Origin of the sequence: Enterobacter cloacae complex sp. IR5412 (assembly GCF_049237385.1) — a bacterium.
In the GTDB taxonomy this organism is placed as follows: Bacteria; Pseudomonadota; Gammaproteobacteria; order Enterobacterales; family Enterobacteriaceae; genus Enterobacter; species Enterobacter intestinihominis.
The window spans coordinates 285,441-306,153 of record NZ_JBMKHQ010000001.1 but is presented as its reverse complement, the minus strand read 5'-3'; the positions used below and the strand labels follow the sequence as shown (position 1 = coordinate 306,153).

At 58.1% G+C, this 20,713-nt stretch carries 16 protein-coding genes, 2 tRNA genes and 1 pseudogene; 7 read left to right on the top strand and 12 right to left on the bottom strand.

Features of this window, described 5'->3' with window-relative positions; genetic code table 11:
• Positions 1–65: 65 nt before the first annotated feature.
• Positions 66–141: transfer RNA gene (locus ACOTX2_RS01580), tRNA-Asn, on the bottom strand.
• A gap of 320 nt (positions 142–461) precedes the next feature.
• Here ACOTX2_RS01580 and nac point away from each other — a divergent pair.
• The 4 genes and pseudogenes from nac to ACOTX2_RS01560 all read left to right on the top strand — a co-directional run bounded on the left by nac (position 462) and on the right by ACOTX2_RS01560 (position 3,271).
• Positions 462–1,379 (top strand): nitrogen assimilation transcriptional regulator NAC, encoded by a 918-nt coding sequence (gene nac / locus ACOTX2_RS01575; RefSeq protein ID WP_022648585.1) that lies wholly within the window; start codon positions 462–464, stop codon positions 1,377–1,379.
• Between the two features lie 96 nt (positions 1,380–1,475).
• Positions 1,476–2,426 (top strand): HTH-type transcriptional regulator Cbl, encoded by a 951-nt coding sequence (gene cbl / locus ACOTX2_RS01570; RefSeq protein WP_063147752.1) that lies wholly within the window; start codon positions 1,476–1,478, stop codon positions 2,424–2,426.
• A 185-nt stretch (positions 2,427–2,611) separates the two neighbouring features.
• Positions 2,612–2,964, top strand: a pseudogene (locus ACOTX2_RS01565) (type II toxin-antitoxin system RelE/ParE family toxin).
• A gap of 4 nt (positions 2,965–2,968) precedes the next feature.
• Positions 2,969–3,271 carry a helix-turn-helix domain-containing protein gene (locus tag ACOTX2_RS01560; RefSeq protein WP_017383313.1) on the top strand — a complete coding sequence of 101 codons (303 nt, stop codon included), beginning with the start codon at positions 2,969–2,971 and terminating at the stop codon, positions 3,269–3,271.
• Between the two features lie 45 nt (positions 3,272–3,316).
• On the opposite strand, the gene ACOTX2_RS01555 is transcribed toward ACOTX2_RS01560, so the two are convergent.
• The 6 genes from ACOTX2_RS01555 to ACOTX2_RS01530 all read right to left on the bottom strand — a co-directional run bounded on the left by ACOTX2_RS01555 (position 3,317) and on the right by ACOTX2_RS01530 (position 11,526).
• Positions 3,317–3,392: transfer RNA gene (locus ACOTX2_RS01555), tRNA-Asn, on the bottom strand.
• Positions 3,393–3,559: 167 nt separating this feature from the next.
• The gene (locus ACOTX2_RS01550; RefSeq protein WP_048966154.1) at positions 3,560–5,749 is read right to left on the bottom strand and encodes a TonB-dependent siderophore receptor; all 2,190 of its coding nucleotides are present in this window, start codon (positions 5,747–5,749) and stop codon (positions 3,560–3,562) included.
• A 26-nt stretch (positions 5,750–5,775) separates the two neighbouring features.
• On the bottom strand, positions 5,776–7,101 hold the full coding sequence (locus ACOTX2_RS01545) for a lysine N(6)-hydroxylase/L-ornithine N(5)-oxygenase family protein (RefSeq protein ID WP_023306541.1): 1,326 nt from the start codon (positions 7,099–7,101) through the stop codon (positions 5,776–5,778).
• Positions 7,098–8,840, bottom strand: coding sequence for an IucA/IucC family protein (iucC, locus tag ACOTX2_RS01540; protein WP_074136340.1), 1,743 nt, complete (start codon positions 8,838–8,840; stop codon positions 7,098–7,100). The genes ACOTX2_RS01545 and iucC overlap by 4 nt, the downstream gene beginning before the upstream one ends.
• A complete protein-coding gene (locus ACOTX2_RS01535) occupies positions 8,837–9,784 on the bottom strand; it encodes a GNAT family N-acetyltransferase (protein WP_058646942.1) in 948 nt (315 codons plus the stop codon). Before ACOTX2_RS01535 ends, iucC begins: the two co-directional genes overlap by 4 nt.
• Complete coding sequence (locus ACOTX2_RS01530; RefSeq protein WP_063147753.1) at positions 9,784–11,526, bottom strand: IucA/IucC family protein; 1,743 nt, start codon at positions 11,524–11,526, stop codon at positions 9,784–9,786. Before ACOTX2_RS01530 ends, ACOTX2_RS01535 begins: the two co-directional genes overlap by 1 nt.
• A gap of 138 nt (positions 11,527–11,664) precedes the next feature.
• Here ACOTX2_RS01530 and ACOTX2_RS01525 point away from each other — a divergent pair, with 138 nt between their 5' ends.
• Positions 11,665–12,873: an MFS transporter gene (locus ACOTX2_RS01525; protein WP_022648579.1), complete on the top strand. Its 1,209-nt coding sequence runs from the start codon at positions 11,665–11,667 to the stop codon at positions 12,871–12,873.
• Here ACOTX2_RS01525 and mtfA read toward each other — a convergent pair.
• Entirely contained in the window at positions 12,870–13,667 is a 798-nt protein-coding gene (gene mtfA, locus ACOTX2_RS01520) for a DgsA anti-repressor MtfA (RefSeq protein WP_063147754.1), read from the bottom strand. The genes ACOTX2_RS01525 and mtfA overlap by 4 nt on opposite strands.
• 266 nt (positions 13,668–13,933) lie before the next feature.
• On the opposite strand from mtfA, the gene ACOTX2_RS01515 reads away from it, so the two are divergent.
• Positions 13,934–14,836 (top strand): LysR family transcriptional regulator, encoded by a 903-nt coding sequence (locus ACOTX2_RS01515; protein WP_023300505.1) that lies wholly within the window; start codon positions 13,934–13,936, stop codon positions 14,834–14,836.
• Here ACOTX2_RS01515 and ACOTX2_RS01510 read toward each other — a convergent pair.
• From ACOTX2_RS01510 to ACOTX2_RS01500, 3 genes are all read right to left on the bottom strand, one after another.
• Positions 14,808–15,596: a substrate-binding domain-containing protein gene (locus ACOTX2_RS01510; protein ID WP_063147755.1), complete on the bottom strand. Its 789-nt coding sequence runs from the start codon at positions 15,594–15,596 to the stop codon at positions 14,808–14,810. The genes ACOTX2_RS01515 and ACOTX2_RS01510 overlap by 29 nt on opposite strands.
• A 6-nt stretch (positions 15,597–15,602) precedes the next feature.
• The gene (locus ACOTX2_RS01505) at positions 15,603–16,904 is read right to left on the bottom strand and encodes an MFS transporter (RefSeq protein WP_023300503.1); all 1,302 of its coding nucleotides are present in this window, start codon (positions 16,902–16,904) and stop codon (positions 15,603–15,605) included.
• Positions 16,905–17,164: 260 nt separating this feature from the next.
• Entirely contained in the window at positions 17,165–18,460 is a 1,296-nt protein-coding gene (locus tag ACOTX2_RS01500) for a serine hydrolase domain-containing protein (RefSeq protein ID WP_063147756.1), read from the bottom strand.
• A 95-nt stretch (positions 18,461–18,555) separates the two neighbouring features.
• On the opposite strand from ACOTX2_RS01500, the gene ACOTX2_RS01495 reads away from it, so the two are divergent.
• Positions 18,556–19,461, top strand: coding sequence for a LysR family transcriptional regulator (locus ACOTX2_RS01495; RefSeq protein ID WP_063147757.1), 906 nt, complete (start codon positions 18,556–18,558; stop codon positions 19,459–19,461).
• Here the strand turns inward: ACOTX2_RS01495 and ACOTX2_RS01490 are convergent.
• Positions 19,450–20,713: FumA C-terminus/TtdB family hydratase beta subunit (locus ACOTX2_RS01490; protein ID WP_421625869.1), on the bottom strand; the 1,264-nt coding region annotated here is incomplete at its 5' end. The genes ACOTX2_RS01495 and ACOTX2_RS01490 overlap by 12 nt on opposite strands.

Sequence of the window (20,713 nt, the reverse complement as noted above, 5' to 3'; positions counted from 1 at the left end):
CACCCGACAAACTTACCAAACGCAGAAAAGCAAAAAGCCTGCTTTTAAAGCAGGCTTTTCAAATTTGGCTCCTCTGACTGGACTCGAACCAGTGACATACGGATTAACAGTCCGCCGTTCTACCGACTGAACTACAGAGGAATCGTGTGAACGGGGCGCATATTATCGACCTGCGTACGCCTTGTCAAAGGATGGATCGCCGACTTTAGACTGTTTGCTGACAAAAACAGCAAACTGACGTTTTTGCCAACGTAATGCACCATTATTGTGCAGATATACCCCGAATGGGGCAGATCGGAATCCGTTGTCACTGTCTGAAAACAGGCACCAGCGATTGGCTTTCCTTATTTTCAGCCGCTTAGCAAAGATATTTATTCGCTGCCAAAACCTGGCATCCATATTGCAAAACCTGTTTAACAACACAGCCGTTACCGGCACGCTATTTTCGAACAGGGGGCAACATGAACTTAAGACGACTGAAATACTTCGTAAAAATCGTCGATATCGGCAGCCTGACCCAGGCGGCTGAAGTGCTGCATATCGCGCAGCCTGCGCTGAGCCAGCAGGTCGCGACTCTGGAAGGCGAAATGGACCAGCAACTGTTGATCCGCACCAAGCGCGGCGTAACGCCTACCGAAGCGGGAAAAATTTTATATACCCATGCCCGTACGATCCTGCGTCAGTGCGAACAGGCGCAACTGGCCGTGCACAACGTAGGTCAGACCCTGAGCGGGAATGTCTCCATCGGCCTGGCGCCGGGAACGGCCGCATCGTCGGTAACCATGCCGCTGCTTCAGGCGGTGCGCGCGGAGCTACCGGAAGTGCTGGTTTATCTGCATGAGAACAGTGGTTCCGTGCTCAATGACAAACTGCTCAACGGTCAGCTGGATATGGCGGTGCTGTACGATCGCTCACCGGTTGCCGGGATCACCAGCCAGCCGCTGCTTAAGGAAGATCTTTATCTGGTCGGGACCCGTGATTGCCCCGGCCAGAGCATTGATTTAACCGCCGTGGCAGAGATGAACCTGTTCCTGCCGCGCGACTACAGCGCCGTGCGCGTTCGCGTTGACGAAGCGTTCTCGCTGCGCCGTCTGACGGCGAAGATTATCGGGGAGATTGATTCCATCTCCACGCTGACTGCCGCCATTGCCAGCGGCATGGGGGTAACGGTACTGCCCGAGTCTGCCGCACGTTCACTGTGCAGCGCGGCGAATGGCTGGATGGCCCGCATCACCACGCCATCCATGAGCTTACCGCTGTCGTTGAATATGTCCGCGCGCGGCTCCCTGTCACCGCAGGCGCAGGCGGTGAAAGAGATCCTGATGTCTCTGGTCAGTAAGCCGTCGCTGGAAAATCGCGAGCTGCAACTGGTCAGCTGATATTCCAAATAAGCATAAGATGCTGGTTTTTATTATTTGTTCTTCAGCCCGGCTGACTCTAACAATAGCCTTATGTCAGATGCGCCGGAGTGAATCGTGAATTTCCAGCAACTTAAAATTATTCGTGAGGCGGCCAGGCGGGATTACAACCTGACCGAGGTCGCCAACATGCTTTACACCTCCCAGTCAGGCGTCAGCCGACATATCCGCGAGCTTGAGGAGGAGTTAGGCATTGAGATTTTTATCCGTCGCGGCAAGCGCCTGCTGGGCATGACGGAGCCAGGCAAGGCATTGCTGACCATCGCTGAGCGCATTCTCAACGAGGCCAGCAACGTTCGTCGGCTGGCAGATCTCTTTACCAACGACGCGTCAGGTGTGCTGACAATCGCCACCACCCATACGCAGGCGCGCTACAGTCTTCCGACCGTTATCAAAGCATTTCGTGAGATCTTCCCGGACGTACGTCTGGAACTGATCCAGGGCACGCCGCAGGAAATCGAAGTGCTGCTGCATAACGGTGGGGCAGATATTGGTATCGCCAGTGAACGGCTGAGCAACGACTCGCTGCTGGTGGCGTTCCCGTGGTTCCGCTGGCATCACAGCCTGCTGTTACCCGCCGATCACCCCCTGAATCAGGTTTCGCCGTTGACATTGGAAGAGATCGTCAAATGGCCGCTGATTACCTACCGGCAGGGCATTACCGGACGCTCGCGCATTGATGAAGCGTTCAAGCGTAAAGGGCTCACACCGGACGTGGTGCTGAGTGCACAGGATTCCGACGTGATCAAAACCTACGTCGAGTTAGGGCTGGGGATTGGCCTGGTGGCCGAGCAGTCTGGCGGAGAATATGAAGCCGGAAATCTGGTGCGCCTGGATACGCGTCATCTTTTCGACGCGAATACCGTCTGGCTGGGGCTAAAGCGCGGGCAGCTTCAGCGCAACTACGTGTGGCGATTTATCGAGTTGTGCAATGCAGGGCTGTCCGTGGATGAGATCAAACGCCAGGTGATGGAGCCGGAAGAGGTGGCGATTGATTATCAGATTTAACTACGCGTCTGCCCGGTTGCGTTTTCCGGGCTTGTATTCCCCCTTCACCCTGTTTCTCCTTTATTTCTGAAGACGGCTTCCATATTTTGCATCCTTAACCTGCATACCAGCCAATCTGTCTGCATAATCGGCACTATAGTTTTGCATCTATATAGTTTTTGATCTATGTTGCACAAGGAGGTCCCGTGTGGGCGATTAAAACTACGGACAGGTTTGACGACTGGTTCACCTCATTAAACGATAGCGAGAGAGCCAGTGTACTGGCTGCGCTACTTGTTTTGCGGGAGAAGGGACCGGGTCTGTCCAGACCGTATGCCGATACGCTGAAGGGCTCCCGCCACAGCAACATGAAAGAGTTGCGTATCCAGAGTAAGGGTGATCCGCTGAGGGCATTTTCGCTTTCGATCCGAACCGTACGGGTATTGTACTGTGTGCGGGCAATAAGGTCGGTAATGAAAGGCGATTTTACGATGAGATGCTCCTCGTTGCGGATCGGGAATACACTCGCTGGCTGAACACATTAAAAGAGAGGAATTAACGCGATGGGCAGAACCCTGGAGCAGCTTATTGCAGATGAAAAACCTGAGGTTGTTGCCAGCGCACAGGCAATGGCAACGGATATTTTGCTCAATATCCATCTGGCCGAGTTACGTGAAAAAGTGCAAAAAACGCAGGTAGATATGGCCAGGGCGTTGGGTATTAAACAACCTACTGTCGCCGTCATGGAAAAGGCAGGACGCGATATTAAGCTTTCTTCTTTGAAACGCTACGTTGAGGCCGCCGGAGGGAAGCTACGGCTGGATGTAGAACTGCCCGATGGTTCTCATTACGAGTTTGTGTTGTAACCCACAAAAGCAAAAAGCCTGCTTTAAAAGCAGGCTTTTCAAATTTGGCTCCTCTGACTGGACTCGAACCAGTGACATACGGATTAACAGTCCGCCGTTCTACCGACTGAACTACAGAGGAATCGTGTGAACGAGGCGCATATTATCGACCTGCGTGCGCCTTGTCAAAGGGGAAAACACCGTTTTTGTTCGTTTGCCGACAATTTCAGCAAACCGATGATTTAATAGCAAATTTGCTTTCAAATTGCACAGCAAATCGCGCCGCCCGCAGACAGGCGGCGCGCAGGATCAGAACAGAACGGAGTAGTTCAGACCAAACGTACGGCCACGGCCTTTATAAGTATAAAGACCCGGTGCACCGTAGGTTGGACTATACAGCCCCGGTGCGCGCTGGCCCCAGGCGGTGGTGTAGTCTTTGTCCAGCAGGTTCTCCACGCTGAAGCTGACTTTGCCCACCGGCAGGGCGTAGCTGCCCAGGAAATCAACGGTGTTATAGCCATCGATCTTCTTACCGTCGGCGTCAGACACGTCGAAGGTTTGTGTGCTCTGCACGCGCAGGGCCCAGTCGCCCGGCGCCCAGTTCACCCATGCGCTGGCTTTCGACGGGCTGGCGCTGTCGACCGTCAGCTTCTCCCATTTCCCGTTTTCACGCGTTTCGGACTTGATGGCGTTAAAGTTCGCCCCGGTGCTCCAGTCGCTGTCGGTGAAGAAATAATCCACCTGGCCTTCAATCCCGTAGATACGACGTTTGTCGTCTTCCAGGTTGATGGTCATGTCACTCTTGTTGATGGTGATGGTTTTATCCGAGAGCGAGTAGTAGGCCGCCACCTGGGTACGCAGGTTATCGCCGGTGAAGCGCCAGCCCAGCTCGTAAGCATTGACCTTAATACCGTCCAGCGTTGAGTCGTTCACGTTCACGCTGTTTTGCAGGCGATAGTGACCATCGACCAGCTGATAGGTGCCGGAGCCGTAGTACTTCGCCAGGTCTGGAATTTCGAAGCCCTGGGAGAAGTTAAACCACAGCTGTTGCTGTTCGGTCAGACGTCCAAGGATCCCGGCGTTAAACAGGAAGTTGTTGTAGTCGGTTTTCCCGCCCGGCACCGCGTCAGCGGAGGTGGCTTTGCCCGTGGCGATTGCCTGCTGCTGGGCGTAACCGACAAAATCGTCCACCTTGTTTTCGGTGTACTGGTAGCGCACGCCACCGCTCAGGGTGATAGCGTCAATGTCATAGCTGGCTTGCAGGAACGGCGCGAGGTTGGTAATGCTGTATCCCGGGTAACGGCCCACGTTGTAGGCGTTGTCCAGCTCCATGCCGCCGCTCGCCGCCGCTTTGCTTAAGTCGAAGAACTGCTGGTTGGCGTCGAACGTTTCGTGATCGGCATCCACACCCCAGGTGAGGGTCAGGTCGTCCATCGGCTTGCTGTTTAGCGTCAGCTTGCCGCCGTAAAAATCGGTTTTCTGCTGGGACGCGCCAATGCTGGTCACCGCGCCTTTGCTCAGCGTCGGGAACGGGTAGTAGGTCAGGCTCTCATCACGGTAGTAAATCTGCGCAACCAGATCCTGCCCCCAGAAGTCGGTGTTCGAGTACTGCAGGTTGATCAGGTGACGCTCTGTGCCCGGGATACGGTCAGAGTCCAGGTTGTCTTTGTTATAGGCTTTGGCATCGCCCGTGACCGCAGCGAAATTCTCTCCGAGGAACAGCCCGTGTTTGCCGTCGGATTCGCTCTTGTAGTACTGAGTGGTTAACTGGAGCTGCTGATGATCGTCGATGTTGATGGTGCCCGTTCCCATCACGTCGATACGGTCGGAATACTGCAAGCCGGTCTGGGTGTTATCGATAATCACCTCGTCGCCGTTGCCGTCATACCAGCCGCCGTAGCGCTGATAGGAGACCGACAGACGTCCAGAGGCGTTGTCGTTGCCGCCGCTCACGGCTGCTGAGACGTTCTCATCATGGTCGTTATGGCTGTTAAACCCGCTTTTTGCCCCGGTCTGGAACTCCACTTCGGTCTCCGGCTGGCCTTTTTTGGTGACGATGTTCACCAGACCGCCGGTACTGCCGCCGCCGTACAGCGAGGTGGCGCCGGAAATGACTTCGATACGGTCAATGTTGAACGGATCGATAGAGTCGAGCTGGCGGCTGTCGCTGCGGGACGAGTTCAGGCGCACGCCGTCCACCATCACCATCATGGAGCGACCGCGCAGGTTCATGCCGTAGTTGGTACGTCCCTGGCTGCTGACGTCCATGCCGGGGATCAGCTGGGCCAGCACCTCTTTAATCTCTTTCCCGCCCTGAACCTGCTGCTCAATTTCCGCCCGCTCTATAACCCAGGTGGTTTGCGCCATCTCTGCCACGCTGCGATGTGCCCGGCTGGCAGAGACCACAATATCTTCTTCCTTTTGTTCTTCCGCCCACGCAGAGGTAGAAAGCATGGCAAGCAAGCACGGATTTAAAACCCAAAGATGAGAACGTTTCATTGTTATGTTGATCCTGAATGTGTGTGTCAGTACTCGGTGGTCTTCATTAATGATTTAAAAACCTGGCTGCTCTCCGGGCTGGTGGTGCTCCGCCAGTGGATCACGCCGGGGGTGGTTGCCAGTTCAAACGGCTCGTCATCGTGAGCGCGATTCAGAATTCGCGCCGCGCGCCAGGCCATCAGGCTGAGCTGGGGTTCGGCAATACCGAGACGGTGCATCCCGGCATTGACGGCAAACAGGCGGTTGCTCTGCGGGCCGTCCCATTCAAGGGTAAAATCGTTGTTGATGCAGAAGGCTTCATCCTCATCCAGACGCAGTCGGGAAGAGAGCGGGGCGAGAAACGCGGGCTGTACGGCGCGGTAGCCGGTGGCGAAAATCACCACGTCGCTCTCCAGCTGTTCGCGACCGCCGTCCAGGTGATGCTGGATGCTCAGGCGCTGCCCGTTCTCCTGGCGCGTCAGCGCCGTCACCGAGCGGGACGGCATAAGGTGCGCCCAGGGTTTTTCCCGCAGCACTTCGAAGCGGTGATACATGGCACGATAGATGGCCAGCAGCGACTCCGTGGTGATCCCGTCGGAGGTCATCTTCTGCTCCTGCAACATCTGGCGACGGGCGTCGTCACCGAGGGTGGAGAAGCTGTCCACATACTCCGGCGTGAAATACTCGTTAGCAAACGCGGCTTCATCCAGCGCGTTGTAGTTGTTGCGACGCGAGATCCAGTTGAGGCTCAGCGGCTGGCCCCATTCCCCACGGAAGATATTCAAAAACAGATCCGCACCGCTCTGGCCGCCGCCGACGACGGTGACGCGCTTGCCTGCTAAATCCGGCGTGCGCAGCATCATTTCGCTGGCATGGAAGCAGGTGTCGTCCTGCGCGGTGACGCAGTCTGGCAGATTGATCTGCTTCCCAATCCCCACGCAGACGTGGCGCGCCAGGAAGCGATCCCGCTGGGTCACGACCTCAAACAGACCGTTTTGCTCATCAAAGCTGACCTGCTGCACCTGCTGGCTGAAGGCCAGATTAGTCAGGTTATCCGCCGCCCAGCACAGGTAGTCGGCAAACTCCTCGCGCGAGACGGTGCGCTGCTCGGTAGTGAGGAAACGGTAGAACTTTTTGCGCTGTACCAGGTAGTTCAGGAAGCTGTGGCGGTTGGTTGGCTCCACGGCGCTGACCAGATCCTTCAGGAAGCTGGTCTGCATGTGGCAGTCCGGTACCATCATTCCCGGGTGCCAGGAGAAGTGCGGCTTGCGTTCAAGAAACAGCGAGCTAAAACCGTCCAGCCCCTCTGCCAGCGCGGCAATACTGAGGTTGAACGGACCGATACCAATGCCGATGAAATCATAGGTTTTCATTGCGCTGACTCCTGGGAGACCAGAAAAAGAGGGTTATCAAGATCGCAGACGTAGTTCGGCAGCATGCGGCTGCCGCCATCGTGTTCAGAGAAGGTCAGTTTGACCGGGTTGAGGATCACGCGAATAATCTGCGGCTTAAACAGGTCGAACTTCGCGAAGCGCGCCGCAAGATCCGGATGGGCGGCCATATAGCGACGTAACACCTGCGCCAGGATCAGATAGAAGCGGGTTTCGCTCACGCCGCATTGCAGGGTGAGACGGGAAATAAAGCGCAGCACCGTGACAAAGTTGCCGGTTTGCAGGTCGTGGATGATGTAATCCGCACTGAGGCGTGCGGTGACGGCTTTTACCTGCTCCGGCAGGCTCTGCGCCTGCGGGAAATCCTCGTCCACCAGGCGCATGTCGCCCTGGAAATCCTTCAGCAGAATGCGCTGTGGGACGTAATCTTTCATCACCAGCGTGACGTTCTGGCCGTGGGCGATGAGCGCCACCCCGTAGCGGCAGAGCAGGTGATAGAAGGGGATCACCGTCGCCTCAAACAGCTTTTCCAGCCATGCGTCTGCGGTTAACCCCGAGCGTTTGATCCATGCGTCAATCAGCGGGCGCCCGTCGTTATCGGTTTCCATCAGCGCGGCCATCAGCACCGCCTGTTCGCCATCCTGTAAATAGCAGGATGGGTTCTCGCGCCAGATCACCCCCAGCATCTCCTGATAGCGGTACGGCGCCTCAGGCAATGCGGCATAACCCGGATGCGACAGATATCCGGCTGCGGGTTCGCCAAGCACCTGCGCCCCGGAGTGAATCAGCGTGGCATCGCTGGCGAACTGCTGCTGTAGCCAGCGCGAGGCCAGCGGACCGGCGGCAATATACTTGCCCGGAATACCGCGGTAGCAGGAAGTGTTGTAGATGGTCAGCGGCAGCTTGATGTCATACGGCGCGCGACGGCTGGCATTGGTCAGCGTGCGCAGGGACTGCTGCGCCAGATACTCATCGCCGAACTCTCCCAGCTCCACCATCTCACCGCGCGCGAGCTGTGCCAGGAAATGAATGGCAATTTTTTGCTGCCACTGCCACGGATGCAGCGGCACCGGCAGCCAGCTGTCGTCCAGATCCAGTTCCTGCCAGCGGGCGTCGAATCGGGTGCGCTCGGCATCATCCATGGCGCTGGCGAGCAGGGTGTTGATATCGCAACCAACCTCACTGCTCCAGACAAGGTGCTCCCGCTGCACGGCGACCCAGTGGAGGCGGAAACGCCCACGATATTCCGGCGCGTACAGGCGCAGGGCATCCAGCCCCCAGCCGCGGCGTCCCTTGTTGAAAATAAACTTCGGGTGACCGCGCATAAGGCACTGTAGTTCGTCCGGGTCGAGGTGGATCAGCGCATCGGCATCCAGCGTGTCACGCGCCTGCAACAGCTGCATGTCGCCCCGCAGCGTGGCGTAGAGATCTTCCATGTGCTCCGCCGTTTGCGCGTCGCTCATCTCCAGCACGGTGGCCAGTTGCAGCAGCGCGTTTTCCGCTTCGACCGCCGCGCTGCTGGCGGTGGTCAGGGTATCAGGGTCAATATGCAGCCAGCCCCAGATCCCACGCGTGGCGCTAAACTGCCAGGTCGCGTTGCCCATACTGATGCGCCAGTAGTCCGCCGAAACCGGCTCGGCGCGCAGGGTGCGTTCATATTCCAGTTCAGCGAGGATCTTCGCCACCATCTCGCGGTTCACTTTCTGCCAGAGCGCGTTCACAGTTCCACCTCATGGAAGAAGCGGTGCCGCTCGCTCATGATGAGACGGGAGCGTTTGTGCGGGAAGTCGAACTCTTTCACCGTGTCAAAACCGGCGGGCGCCAGATGGCGGAACAGACGCTGGTTGTCGAAGCGCGGTTCCGCCACAATGCGCGCCGTACGCGGTTCATCGAGATACAGATAGTGGCTGAGGCCACGCAGCCAGCTGCGGATATACTGCGCCCCGCGCCAGTTCTCTTCGCCCACCAGCATATGTAGCCCGCGGTCAAACGGCTGCCAGCGGTAGTGGCGGCCAATGCGGTCTTCCGCCGCCCAGTAGAGTTCAAAATAGCCGAACGGCTGGTCGTCAAAACAGCCGATCACCGGGTAACAATAGGTCGAGTCGAGCTGACGGCGCAGGTAGTTTTCCTGCTCGGCCTGCGGGCCCGCCATCTCCCAGAAGGCGTTCACGCGTGGGGTGTTCATCCAGCGGGTAAAACGCTCGCCGTCCAGCGCCACGTCCGCCACGCGGAAGCTCAGGGTGCGCTTAATCTGCGGATCGTAACGGCGATACACTTCGCCCTGCGGACGATGAGGGCGCAGCGGGAAGTACAGCTGACGGCTTTCATCAAACTGCATTCCGCCGCTCGCCTGCGGACGTTCGCCTTTCAGCCACAGCGGCAGCTGCCAGAATATTTCGCGCGCCAGATAATCCCCGTTTGCGAGGCTAAACAGCGCCTGCGCCTGAGGTTCATCCTGCCAGGCGGCCCACGGCAGGGTAATGCCGGTCAGGGCGGGGGAGGCTACAAACAGCTGGTCGAGGGCGTCCACCAGCCAGCCGTCCGGGAGCCCGGCCAGACGCGCAAGGACCGCGCTGCCGTCAAGACCCAGCGTCAGCGGCAGGTTTTGTTCCGTGGCCGTACAGCGAAAGCCGTAGCCGGAATGGACGATGTTCGCGTTTGCCATCACGCCTTCTCCTTATAAAACGGGTTGCTAAAGTCGAAATAGATCACCGCCGGATCGACGATGGTGTTTTCGTTGCGATCGTGCAGGTAGCAGAAGAAGTTGCCTTTGCAGTTCCAGGTCGGGCTGTCGAGCACATAATCAAGGCAGCGGGTCTGCTTCGCCTTCATGCGCAGTTTGGCCAGCGCGTCACGCACGCGGGGCATCAGGTTCTCTTCGCTGTCGAAGCCGGCAGCGGCGAGCGCGGCGGTGACGGCAAGGGTAGAGTTCAGCAGCAGGTAATAAGGGAAGTAGCGCAGCAGCTGGCTCTCACCGAAGCGGTTTTCCACCTCGGTTTCGCCTGCCTCTTTCAGCCACGCGTCGGCCCCTTCGGTCCAGGCGCTGCCCTGACAATCGCGGTAGATCAGCCCAACGGGGAAATCCTGCTGCATCTCAACGAGGATATTTTGCTGGTGGGCCAGCAGGACCAGACCGTAGTCCGCCTCGGCGCTGAACAGCGGAAGCAATACGCGGTCGCAGTAGGCGTCCAGCCAGCAGCGCGCGGCCTGGGCGAGCGGGAGATCCAGACGCTGGCTCAGACGGCGCACCGCTGCCGCCAGCAGGCTGTCGCCGCCGTCCGGTGCCGCCTGGGTCAGGCTCACCAGCACGTTGGTTTGGGTATCTGGCGTATCAAACAGCAGGTTGACGCGCAGGGCCATCAGGCTCTCTTCCTGAATGACGCCGCTTTCATCGCGCAGCCCGGCCCAGCCGTCTTCCTGCATCACGCGCATGGTCGGGTAGCGCGCCTGGAGCTCCTGCCAGCGTGCCGTTTTCGCCAGCCGCGCCAGGCGCATGCCGCGCTTAACTTCTTTGACCGACAGCGTGCGCACGGAGTTGGTCAGCCGCACGCTGAGGGAAAACTTAATCATGTCGCTATTGGTTTCGCTGTACAGCGAGCGGGAAGAGCTGGTAGGCAGCCACTGTGCGCCCGCCTCGCCAAGATCCCGCAGGGCGCCTTTTTCAACCAGACGCTGGCACCACGGCTGCTCCAGCAAATAGGCAGCCTGCCACGGATGCATCGGCAGCAGCCAACGGGTGTCGGTGAAGTGGCCGAGAAGATCCGGCGCACTCTGGGCCGCGAAGCGCAGCAGACGTTCACGCAGGGAGACGTTCAGGCTGTCCCCGGCAATCAGTTCATGCTCAACCGCAAACCAGCGCAGCGGGAAGCGCGAGGCGAAATCCGGCAGATAGCGGCGCGCCTCGGCCTCGTTAAACGGCTCGTGCGATTTTGGGGCAGGATGAAAAGCATGGCCGACCAGCAGCGCCTGTTCCGCTTCGGCAAAGGTCAGCGGCTTATCGCGCAGGTTTGCCCAGTTGTGGCGTAAATCAATGGCCTGCCAGGTGTGCGCATGGCTCTCCAGGACGCGCTGCTTAAAGCGCGCCAGCGTATCGGCGTCCAGAGCGCCTTTTACTGTCTCTTTTTCAAGTATGAAATCAATCAGTTGATGGAATGTGACCGTGTCACCGCCGTCGCTGTCGGCCTGAATCAGCGTGGCCGGGAAACAATACTGGTGATGCTGCGTGGGAGAGAAATAGCGTACCGGAACCCGGATGGCCTGGGTTGGTGAGAGCGGGATATGTATCTGCGATAACTCATCCGCACGGGTTGCGGGAAGATAGTGCCAGTCCTTCGTTTCGCGCAGCAGCGCGTTCAAAAAACACTGGGCCGCAACATCTGTACCGGCGGAGCGGGGCAGAGCACGCATAGATGTACCTCATTCCATGACTGATAATAATTCTCGTTATGATATTCATTCTGTTTACAGCCGCAACTATTTTTGCAATATTTGTTTTCATAAACTTCATAATTTCCACACATTTATTGACATTATCTTCACAATTCTATGCGCACCTGTACTGAGAACATCACAGACAATATGGCCCCGAAGGCAAACTGGCCCCTTGCACTGGGCGCCGGTTTATTGGGTATCGGACAAAACGGTTTGCTGGTCATGCTGCCGCAGCTGGTCTCCCTGACCGGACTGTCGCTCTCCGTCTGGGCCGGGCTGCTGATGTTCGGCTCGATGCTCTTTTTGCCCGCATCGCCCTGGTGGGGACGCCAGAGCGAGCGGCACGGCTGTAAGGTCGTGATGCTGGCCTCGTTAGGCGGCTATCTGGCGAGCTTCGTCCTGATGGCGCTGGTGGTCTGGGCGATGGCCAACGGCGCGCTGAATGCCCTCTGGGGAATGGCGGGCCTGGTTCTGTCGCGCATGCTGTACGGCCTGACGGTATCGGGGCTGGTGCCTGCGGCCCAGACGTGGGCCATTCAACGCGCGGGGCTGGATAAAAGGATGGCGGCGCTGGCAACGATTAGCTCTGGCCTTAGCTGCGGGCGTCTGCTGGGACCGCCTCTGGCCGCGCTGATGCTCAGCGTCAGCCCGGTCGCACCGCTCTGGCTGATGGCGCTGGCGCCGTTTATCGCGCTGCTTCTGGTGCTGCGCGAAGCCGCCGATCCCCCGCTGCCGCCGGTGGCGCACCAGTCGACGCGGTTACAGGCCTCTATGATGCCTTTCCTGCTGCTGGCGCTGCTGCTGGCGGCGTTGGTCAGCCTGATGCAGCTTGGTTTATCGCCGCATCTTCATCCGTTATTTAATGGCGATGCCGTGCAAATCAGCCATCATGTCGCCCTGCTGCTGAGCCTGGCCGCGCTGGCGACCCTGGCGGCGCAGTTTCTGGTGGTACGCCCGCAGCATTTTAGCCCGAGGGTTTTACTCTTAATTGCCGCGGTCTTGATGGTGGCGGGGCTTGGGCTGATGTGTCTCGCCAGTTTAGCCCTGTTCTACGTGGGCATTGTCATCACCTCGCTGGGTGCCGCCATGGCCACGCCGGGATACCAGCTTTTGCTCAACGATCGGCTGACGACGGGCAAAGGGGCAGGGGTGATCGCCACCAGCCATACGCTGGGGTACGGGGCCAGTGCGCTGCTGGTACCCGTGGTGACGCGCTTTTACGGTGAGCAGTTTTTGATTACTGCCGCATGGGGAATGGCGCTGCTGTTTCTTGCGGTGAGCGTATGGGTACGATCGACCGATCGTACCCCTGCTGAACATTAGTGGAACGGATGAGAGGAGGTGCTGGCTGCGTCCTCACTTTGCCGCAGACGCTGGAGCGGATCCTGCTGGTAAAACTGGCAGAAACGCTGCCACAGCGCCGGGAAGCGTGGGGCAAAAAGCTCAGGTGCGCTAAAGAAATACTCGGACAGCACCGCGAAGCACTCGGCGGGATCGGTCGCGGCATAGGCATCAATGCTGGCCGCGCTTTCACCCACCAGGTCTATCTCATCCTGAATGTTTTCCATCGCCGCGTGCAGGTCGTGCTCCCATCCCGCGACTTCACGCAGCGGGATCAGCGGCACGCCGCTGGCGCGATCGCCGTTGCGGGTATCCAGCTTATGCGCTACTTCGTGAATGATCAGGTTGAAGCCCGAGGCATCGAACGAGTCCTGGATATCCAGCCAGTTGAGGATGATCGGCCCTTGCTGCCAGCTCTGCCCGGACTGCACCATACGCTGGTTGTGCACCAGCCCGATGTCATCCTCCCACTCATCATCGACGATAAACGGCGCCGGGTAGATCAGCACTTCATGGAAGCCATCCAGCCATTCGATACCCAGCTCCAGTACCGGTAAGCAGAAGAGCAGGGCGATGCGCGAATTTTTAAGCGGATCCAGTTCGAAGCCCTGTAGCGGCACAAGCCGTTTTTGCTGTAAAAAACGCTCGGCCAGCTGAATCAGCTTTGATTGCTCTTCATGCAAGAGATTCGCCAGCACGGGGATCGCCAGAGCCTCATCCCAGGGCAGCGCCATATTTCGACCAGCTTCGTTCGTTTTCCAGGGCCACTTAATCATCGCTTTGCTCGTTACTCGCACGTGAACAAAATGGAAAGGTCAGGGGCTGTTAGCATGCCAACATACTCTGTTAAGCAGTATGACACTCCTCTTCGGCGGCATGCAGACTGGCAGCCTGTTTAAGAGGAATCCAGCCCGCATAAACTATCACTATGTGCCGTCAGGTTGATAGCGCTTTAGGGGTATCCCCTTCATTTTGTGAAGTATGTCGTACGCGGCTATGATAAATCTCTTCTTACCCTACCGTGCTTAAGGATCCCGTCAGTATGCCCGTCAATTTTGACCTCAACGATCTCTACGCCTTCCGCGCTTTACTGGAATACGGCAATTTCCGTCTTGCGGCAGAATCTATTTGCCTTTCCCAGTCGGCGTTGAGTCGAAGAATTGAAAAGCTGGAGGCGGCACTGGGGACAAAACTGTTCGACAGAACCACCCGGCGCGTCACGCTGACCCTGTATGGACAGACCTTTGCCGACCGGTGCGGGCAACTGCTTGTCGACGTGGAGTCCATGCTTTCGGATATCGATAAGGCCAGCGAGGAGCGCACGGGATTAATCACCGTGGCGACGGTGCCGTCTGCCGCCTGTTACTTTATGCCGGATGTGATCCGCCGCTTTCAGTCCCGTTACCCCCGCGTGCGCATTAAACTTATCGACAGCAGCGCCGGAAATGTTATCGAGGCCGTCACCCGCGGACAGGCGGATTTTGGTATCTGCTTTGCCCGGAGTTTACAGCCCGACATCGAGTTTGTCCCGCTGGTGGAGGACGTCTACGTGGCCGCCTGCCGACGAGACAGCCCGCTTGCAAAAAGAAAAAGCCTGACGTGGCAGGCTTTTTATCAGCAGGATTATATCGGTCTGGATAAGACCTCCGGCAACCGCAATCTTCTCGACCAGCGGGTCGGACATATTCGGCCTGAGCGCCCCAGCATCTGCGAAACGCGGCACGTGACGACTATGCTCGGGATGGTTGAAGCCGGGATCGGCATTGCGGCCGTTCCCGCCATGTCAATGCCCCGCGCAGAGCATTCGCTGCTGACGTCGGTGCCTTTAACCGAGCCAGAGGTCAGGCGAACCGTGGGGTTGATTCGCCGCCGCGGGCGGATCCAGTCCTACATTGCTGCCGAACTCGAAACGCTGATCACCGAGCAGTATCGCGAGGTGCACTGACGGGCGTTAAGCCCGTTGCCGTAATGACGCTGGCCGCCTGTGGCGAGGAGAGAAAGGCCAGCAGCGCTTTTCCCTGCTCAGGATGGTCGGCCTTCTGCGTTACGGCTCCGGCGAAACGGGTAATGTACTGTATGTCGTCAGGCAACTTACCCACAAACGTCACGCCCGGGACCGGCAGAAGCTCGCTCACCTGCTGAAAGCCGAGATCGTATTTCCCTTTTGCCACTTCAGACGCCACCGGGATGCGCTCAACCCGGTGCGCTTTATTTTGGACCTGGCCGTCGATGCCCAGCTTACGGAACAACTGGCTCTCAACATACCGGCCGCTGGCGCTGTCGGAATAAGCCATGGAATGCGCCTTCAGCAGCGTTTGCCGCAGGGCGGGTACCGTACTGATATCCGGCACCGGCGCGCCCGCTTTGACGACCATCCCGACGGGCGAATCCGCCAGCTCCACGCGGGAGCCCGCCGCCGTCCTGCGATCCTGTTCCAGTTTCGCCAGCGCATCTCCAACCATAATCACCACGTCCGCTTTTTCGCCCCGGGCGAGCCGGGCCGGAATGGCCTGCGGTGTTTTGCCCATCGACGGGCCGGAGACCACAATGAGCCTGTCGCCGCTTTGCGCTTCGTACTGCGGCGCCAGCTTCTCCAGCGCCGCTTTGAAGCCGCCAGAAATCATCACCGTCACCTCCTGCGCAAGCGCGCCCGCGCTGAGGGTGGCGAAGGTCAGGGCGGCAATCACCGTTCTGAATGTAAGCATGAGGGATCACTCCTTAACGGCGGTTTGCAGGATTAACGTGCGACGACGATAGAGATAAAGCGTTGCCAGCAGGGCGCAAACGGCGGCAAAGCTCATCCAGTAGCCCGGGGAGGCTTTATCGCCGGTGTACTCAATTAAGGCGGTAGAAATCACCGGCGTGAAACCGCCAAAGACCGCCGTTGCGAGGCTATAAGCCAGCGAGAAGCCCGCCACACGCACCTCTGCTGGCATGATCTCCGTCAGGGCCGGGATCATCGCGCCGTTATACAGGCCGTAGAGGAAAGAGAGCCACAGCAGCACGGTCAGCATCATGGAGAAACTCGGGGCTGCCGCCAGCATCGTCAGTGCCGGATAGCTGGTCGCCAGCGCCAGCAGCGTCATGGCGATCAGCACCGGTTTGCGTCCGAAGCGGTCCGACAGCGCGCCGCCAATCGGTAGCCAGATGAAGTTAGAAATGGCTACCAGTAGCGTGACCAAAAGACTGTCCGAGGCGCTGAGCATCAGGACTTTTTTACCGAAGGTCGGTGCGTAAACGGTGATCAGGTAAAACGCGGTGGTGGTCATCGCCACCATCAGCATGCCCGCGATGACTACTGGCCAGTTGGCGAGCAGCGTTGTGAAGACCTGACGCATCGCCAGATGGTGGCGACGGGCGCTGAATTCCTCGGTCTCCTCCAGCTTGCGGCGCAGGAAAAAGATGAACGGCACAATCAGACAGCCAAACAGGAACGGAATACGCCACCCCCATTCGCGAATGGCACTCTCTTCCAGCACCATATTCAGCGCAAAGCCCATCGCCGCCGCGATCATAATGGCGACCTGCTGGCTACCCGACTGCCAGCTGGTGTAGAAACCCTTGCGGCCCGGCGTGGCGATCTCCGCCAGATAAACCGAAACCCCGCCCAGCTCGGCGCCTGCCGAAAAGCCCTGCAACAGGCGGCCAGTCAGCACCAGTAGCGGCGCCCAAAGGCCAATGCTCTGATAAGAAGGGATCAGCACAATCAGAAAGGTTCCGGCGGCCATAATCGACAGGGTGACGATCAGCCCTTTACGGCGGCCCACTTTATCAATGTAAGCCCCCAGCACAATGGCCCCGATCGGACGCATCAGAAAGCCCGCGCCAAAGACGGCGAAGGTCATCATCAGTGACGCAAATTCACTGCTTGCCGGGAAGAACGTGTGGGCGATGTAGGTGGCATAAAAGCCGAACAGAAAGAAGTCGAATTGCTCAAGAAAGTTGCCCGACGTGACGCGGAAAATCGCGCCCGCTTTCGAACGAACCGTTGCAGGTGAGGTTGAGGAAACCATGATTATCTCCAGTTTTATAGTGACGTTATGCTCGTCTGTTTCTGAAAACTGGATCAGGAAGTGGAAATTGATAAGCGCAAATCGCGCATGGACTGATGCGTGTGGTGCATTAATGACAAAGCGTTGACCAGTATTTACATATTCAACAATAACTTAACATTTCAGTAATCTGTTATTTACCACATATCGCTAAGTTGCTGATATATCAGTTTTGTGACACCGCGCAGGTGAGAAGCCAGGCGGGGCCTGGCTTGGGATTATCAGCGCAGCGCGTTCGCAATCGCGCTAAACATCAGCGACGCTTCCAGCGGCTGGGCGCTGAATGACGGCTCTGCCTGCGGCCAGGTGGACCACTGGACGATAACCAGATTTTCTTTCTGATTAACCACGATCATCTGACCAAAAATACCCAGCGCCCACAGGGAATCCTTCAGCGAATTTTCGACTTTCGGCTCCACGTTTGTGGCGGTGGCCGGCACTTCGTTGTTCCACCACTGGTAGCCGTACAACCCCTTCGGATGCGCCTCGGACACCGATCCTTTGGCCTGTGTCCAGGCTGAGGACTGTTTCACCCAGCCCTCGGGGAGGATCTGCTTTCCGTCCGGCAGTGTACCGTTATGCAGGATAAACTCCCCGAAACGCCCCCAGTCTTCCAGCGTGGCGTTAAATCCATGCGCACCCACGTCGTGCTGGCCTTTGCTGTAGGCATGCCACACGCCGTCGCTCGCCATGCCGTACGGCTGCCAGATGCTTTTCTCCAGATACGCCGCGAGCGTCATGCCGGTGGCGCGCTCAAGCACATCGCCTAACAGCCAGGCGCCACCCGAGGAATAGGACCAGTTTTCACCCGCCGGGTGTTCACGGTGTAATCCTTTCACCAGGGTGCGCACGCAGTCGTAGGTGCCCGGTTTCGCTTCGCATTCGGTAAGCCGGGCGAAGTCTGACTGCGGGTTAGTGTAATCTTCGTTCCACGCCACGCCCGAGGTGTGGGTGATGAGCTGTTTTAGCGTTACGCCCTCCCAGGCGGTGCCTTTTAAATCCGGTTCGTACTGGGTGATGAGGTCGTCCAGGGAGTGGATTTTACCCTCTTTTATCGCAACGCCCACCAGCGCGGAAACCACCGATTTGCCCACGGAACGCGACGTCCAGAGCGTTGAGTTGGTATTGCCTTCTCCCAGGTATTTATAGGCCACTTTGCCATTTTTCAGCACCAGCATGCCGCTGACGTTCTGGCGCTTCAGGTAATCCTGAAGATTGTAAATCTTACCCTTCACCTGATAGCGGGCATCGGTGAGCGGTTTTTCTGCGGGCAGCAGCGGCGTTGCGTTGCCGTGGCGGAACACATCGCCCGCGTAGTTGCGGTAGTCATTGCGAAAGCCCACCACGCGATCGGCCTGGCTCCAGGTGAGCATGGTATGTGCGTCCGGGAGTCTGGCATCGAAAGGCGCCGGACAGGTCGTAAGGTCGGTACCGTTGCAGGCCGCCATGACGGCGGGCGAGAGCAGGCTGCTGACAACCAGCGCCGCGAGCAGCGTGCGGTTTGTTTTGATTTTCATATTTATCTCGTTTGGCTCAGGAAGGACTTCAGTTTAAGAACCTGCGGCCTATAATAAAAAACGCGTTATGGGGGAAAATCCCCCGGAAAAATCGCGTGGAGAATGACGTGGCATCACTGATCTATTCCTTTGCCCAACTTGAGGCGTTCACCGCCGTCGCTGAGCACGGCAGCCTGATGAAGGCGGCCAGTAAACTCGGCAAAGATCGTACAACCTTGCGGGATCTGATCGATTTTCTTGAGGATGGGCTGGGCTACGCTCTGTTCCTGCGGGAGGGGCGCAGCCTGCGCCTGACGCCGGAGGGGGAGCAGCTTCAACGGCAGGCGCACCTGCTGATGCGGCAGGTCAAAGCATTTGAGGCGTTTGCCCGATCGGTGCCCGACAGCGCCACGCAGGACATTGCCCTCGTTTACGATCCGTTCACCCCCAGAGCTTTTTTACAGGCGCTGATTGCCACACTGGCGGCGAAAAAGATCCGCCTGAGCCTGACCAGCGCATCGCGCGATGAGGCGGAAGCCATGCTGGCGAACGGTCAGGCCAATCTGGGGATCTGCCAGGCGCGCAACCGCAGCGTGGGCAATGAGATGGAGTGGCGGGCGCTGGGGGCGATCGAAATGGATTTTTACGCCGCAACGACGCTTTTTGCGGAGGTTGCGTCGCCGGTGTCGCTGCTCGATCTCTCTCTGGTTCCGCAGGTGATTATGCATGCCGCGTCAGACGAGCCGGTTGCCCGTCGCCTGCAAATTTCAGGGCACACGCTTTTCACTAACGAACTGGAGATGCTGCGCGGCCTGCTGGAGCAGGGCTGCGGCTGGGGGTTTTTGCCGACCCATCTTCACGCAACGCAGTGGAAAAATGTAAAAAGGCTGCCCACCGAAGTGGGCAGCCAGGGGATCGGTCAAACGATGGTGACGATCTGGAAACCGGGCAGCGACAAGCGCGGGTTAATTAATGAAACGCTGTCGCTGCTGCCGTCATTGTGGAAAGACTCAGCGCTGTGAACAGCCTTTGCACTGCTTGTTCTGGATCTGCTGGAAGAAATCGTTGCCTTTGTCATCCACCAGGATAAACGCCGGGAAGTTCTCCACTTCAATTTTCCAGATCGCTTCCATTCCCAGTTCCGGATACGCCACGCACTCCAGACTCTTGATGCTGTTTTGCGCCAGCACCGCCGCCGGGCCGCCAATGCTGCCGAGGTAGAAGCCGCCGTGTTTATGGCAGGCGTCCGTCACCTGCTGGCTGCGGTTACCTTTCGCCAGCATGATCATGCTCGCACCGTGGGATTGCAATAAGTCCACATAGGAGTCCATACGTCCCGCAGTGGTCGGGCCGAGTGAGCCAGACGCGTAACCTTCTGGCGTTTTGGCCGGGCCTGCATAGTAAATCGGGTGATCTTTGACGTACTGCGGCAGTTCTTCCCCGTTGTCGAGCAGCTCTTTCAGCTTCGCATGGGCGATGTCGCGCGCCACAATAATGGTGCCATTCAGCGACAGGCGGGTGGAGACCGGGTGCGCGGAAAGCTGCGCCAGAATATCGGGCATCGGCTTGTTCAGATCAATGCTTACCACGTCGCCTTCTCCCTGCTGGCGCAGGGATTCAGGAATATACTGGCCCGGATTGTGCTCCAGCTTCTCAATCCAGATCCCGTTGCGGTTGATTTTCGCTTTGATATTACGGTCAGCGGAGCAGGAGACGCCCATGCCGATTGGACAGGAGGCACCGTGGCGCGGCAGACGGATCACGCGAATATCGTGCGCGAAGTATTTCCCGCCAAACTGTGCGCCAAGGCCGAGGTTTTGCGCTTCCTGAAGCAGTTCCTGCTCGAGCTGGACGTCGCGGAACGCCTGGCCGTGCGCGTTGCCTTCGGTTGGCAGGCTATCGTAGTCGCGCGCAGAGGCGAGCTTGACGGTTTTCAGCGTGGCTTCCGCTGAGGTGCCGCCGATAACGAAGGCGATATGGTAAGGCGGGCAGGCCGCGGTGCCGAGGGTCCGCATCTTCTCAACCAGATAATTTTTTAGCTTCGCCGGGGTGATCAGCGCTTTGGTTTCCTGATACAGATAAGTTTTGTTGGCGGAACCGCCGCCTTTCGCCATGCAGAGGAATTTGTACTCGTCACCATCCACGCTGTAGAGGTCGATCTGCGCGGGCAGGTTGGTGCCAGTATTCACCTCTTTATACATATCCAGCGCCGCATTCTGCGAGTAGCGCAGGTTGTCTTCAATATAGGTGTTATACACGCCCTGGCTCAGCGCG

Coding starts and splice junctions, on each gene's coding strand:
- nac (WP_022648585.1), top strand. CDS start 462: ATGAACTTAAGACGACTGAAATACTTCGTAAAAATCGTCGATATCGGC.
- ACOTX2_RS01560 (WP_017383313.1), top strand. CDS start 2,969: ATGGGCAGAACCCTGGAGCAGCTTATTGCAGATGAAAAACCTGAGGTT.
- ACOTX2_RS01550 (WP_048966154.1), bottom strand. CDS start 5,749: ATGAAACGTTCTCATCTTTGGGTTTTAAATCCGTGCTTGCTTGCCATG.
- ACOTX2_RS01545 (WP_023306541.1), bottom strand. CDS start 7,101: ATGAAAACCTATGATTTCATCGGCATTGGTATCGGTCCGTTCAACCTC.
- ACOTX2_RS01535 (WP_058646942.1), bottom strand. CDS start 9,784: ATGGCAAACGCGAACATCGTCCATTCCGGCTACGGCTTTCGCTGTACG.
- ACOTX2_RS01530 (WP_063147753.1), bottom strand. CDS start 11,526: ATGCGTGCTCTGCCCCGCTCCGCCGGTACAGATGTTGCGGCCCAGTGT.
- ACOTX2_RS01525 (WP_022648579.1), top strand. CDS start 11,665: ATGCGCACCTGTACTGAGAACATCACAGACAATATGGCCCCGAAGGCA.
- mtfA (WP_063147754.1), bottom strand. CDS start 13,667: ATGATTAAGTGGCCCTGGAAAACGAACGAAGCTGGTCGAAATATGGCG.
- ACOTX2_RS01515 (WP_023300505.1), top strand. CDS start 13,934: ATGCCCGTCAATTTTGACCTCAACGATCTCTACGCCTTCCGCGCTTTA.
- ACOTX2_RS01510 (WP_063147755.1), bottom strand. CDS start 15,596: ATGCTTACATTCAGAACGGTGATTGCCGCCCTGACCTTCGCCACCCTC.
- ACOTX2_RS01505 (WP_023300503.1), bottom strand. CDS start 16,904: ATGGTTTCCTCAACCTCACCTGCAACGGTTCGTTCGAAAGCGGGCGCG.
- ACOTX2_RS01500 (WP_063147756.1), bottom strand. CDS start 18,460: ATGAAAATCAAAACAAACCGCACGCTGCTCGCGGCGCTGGTTGTCAGC.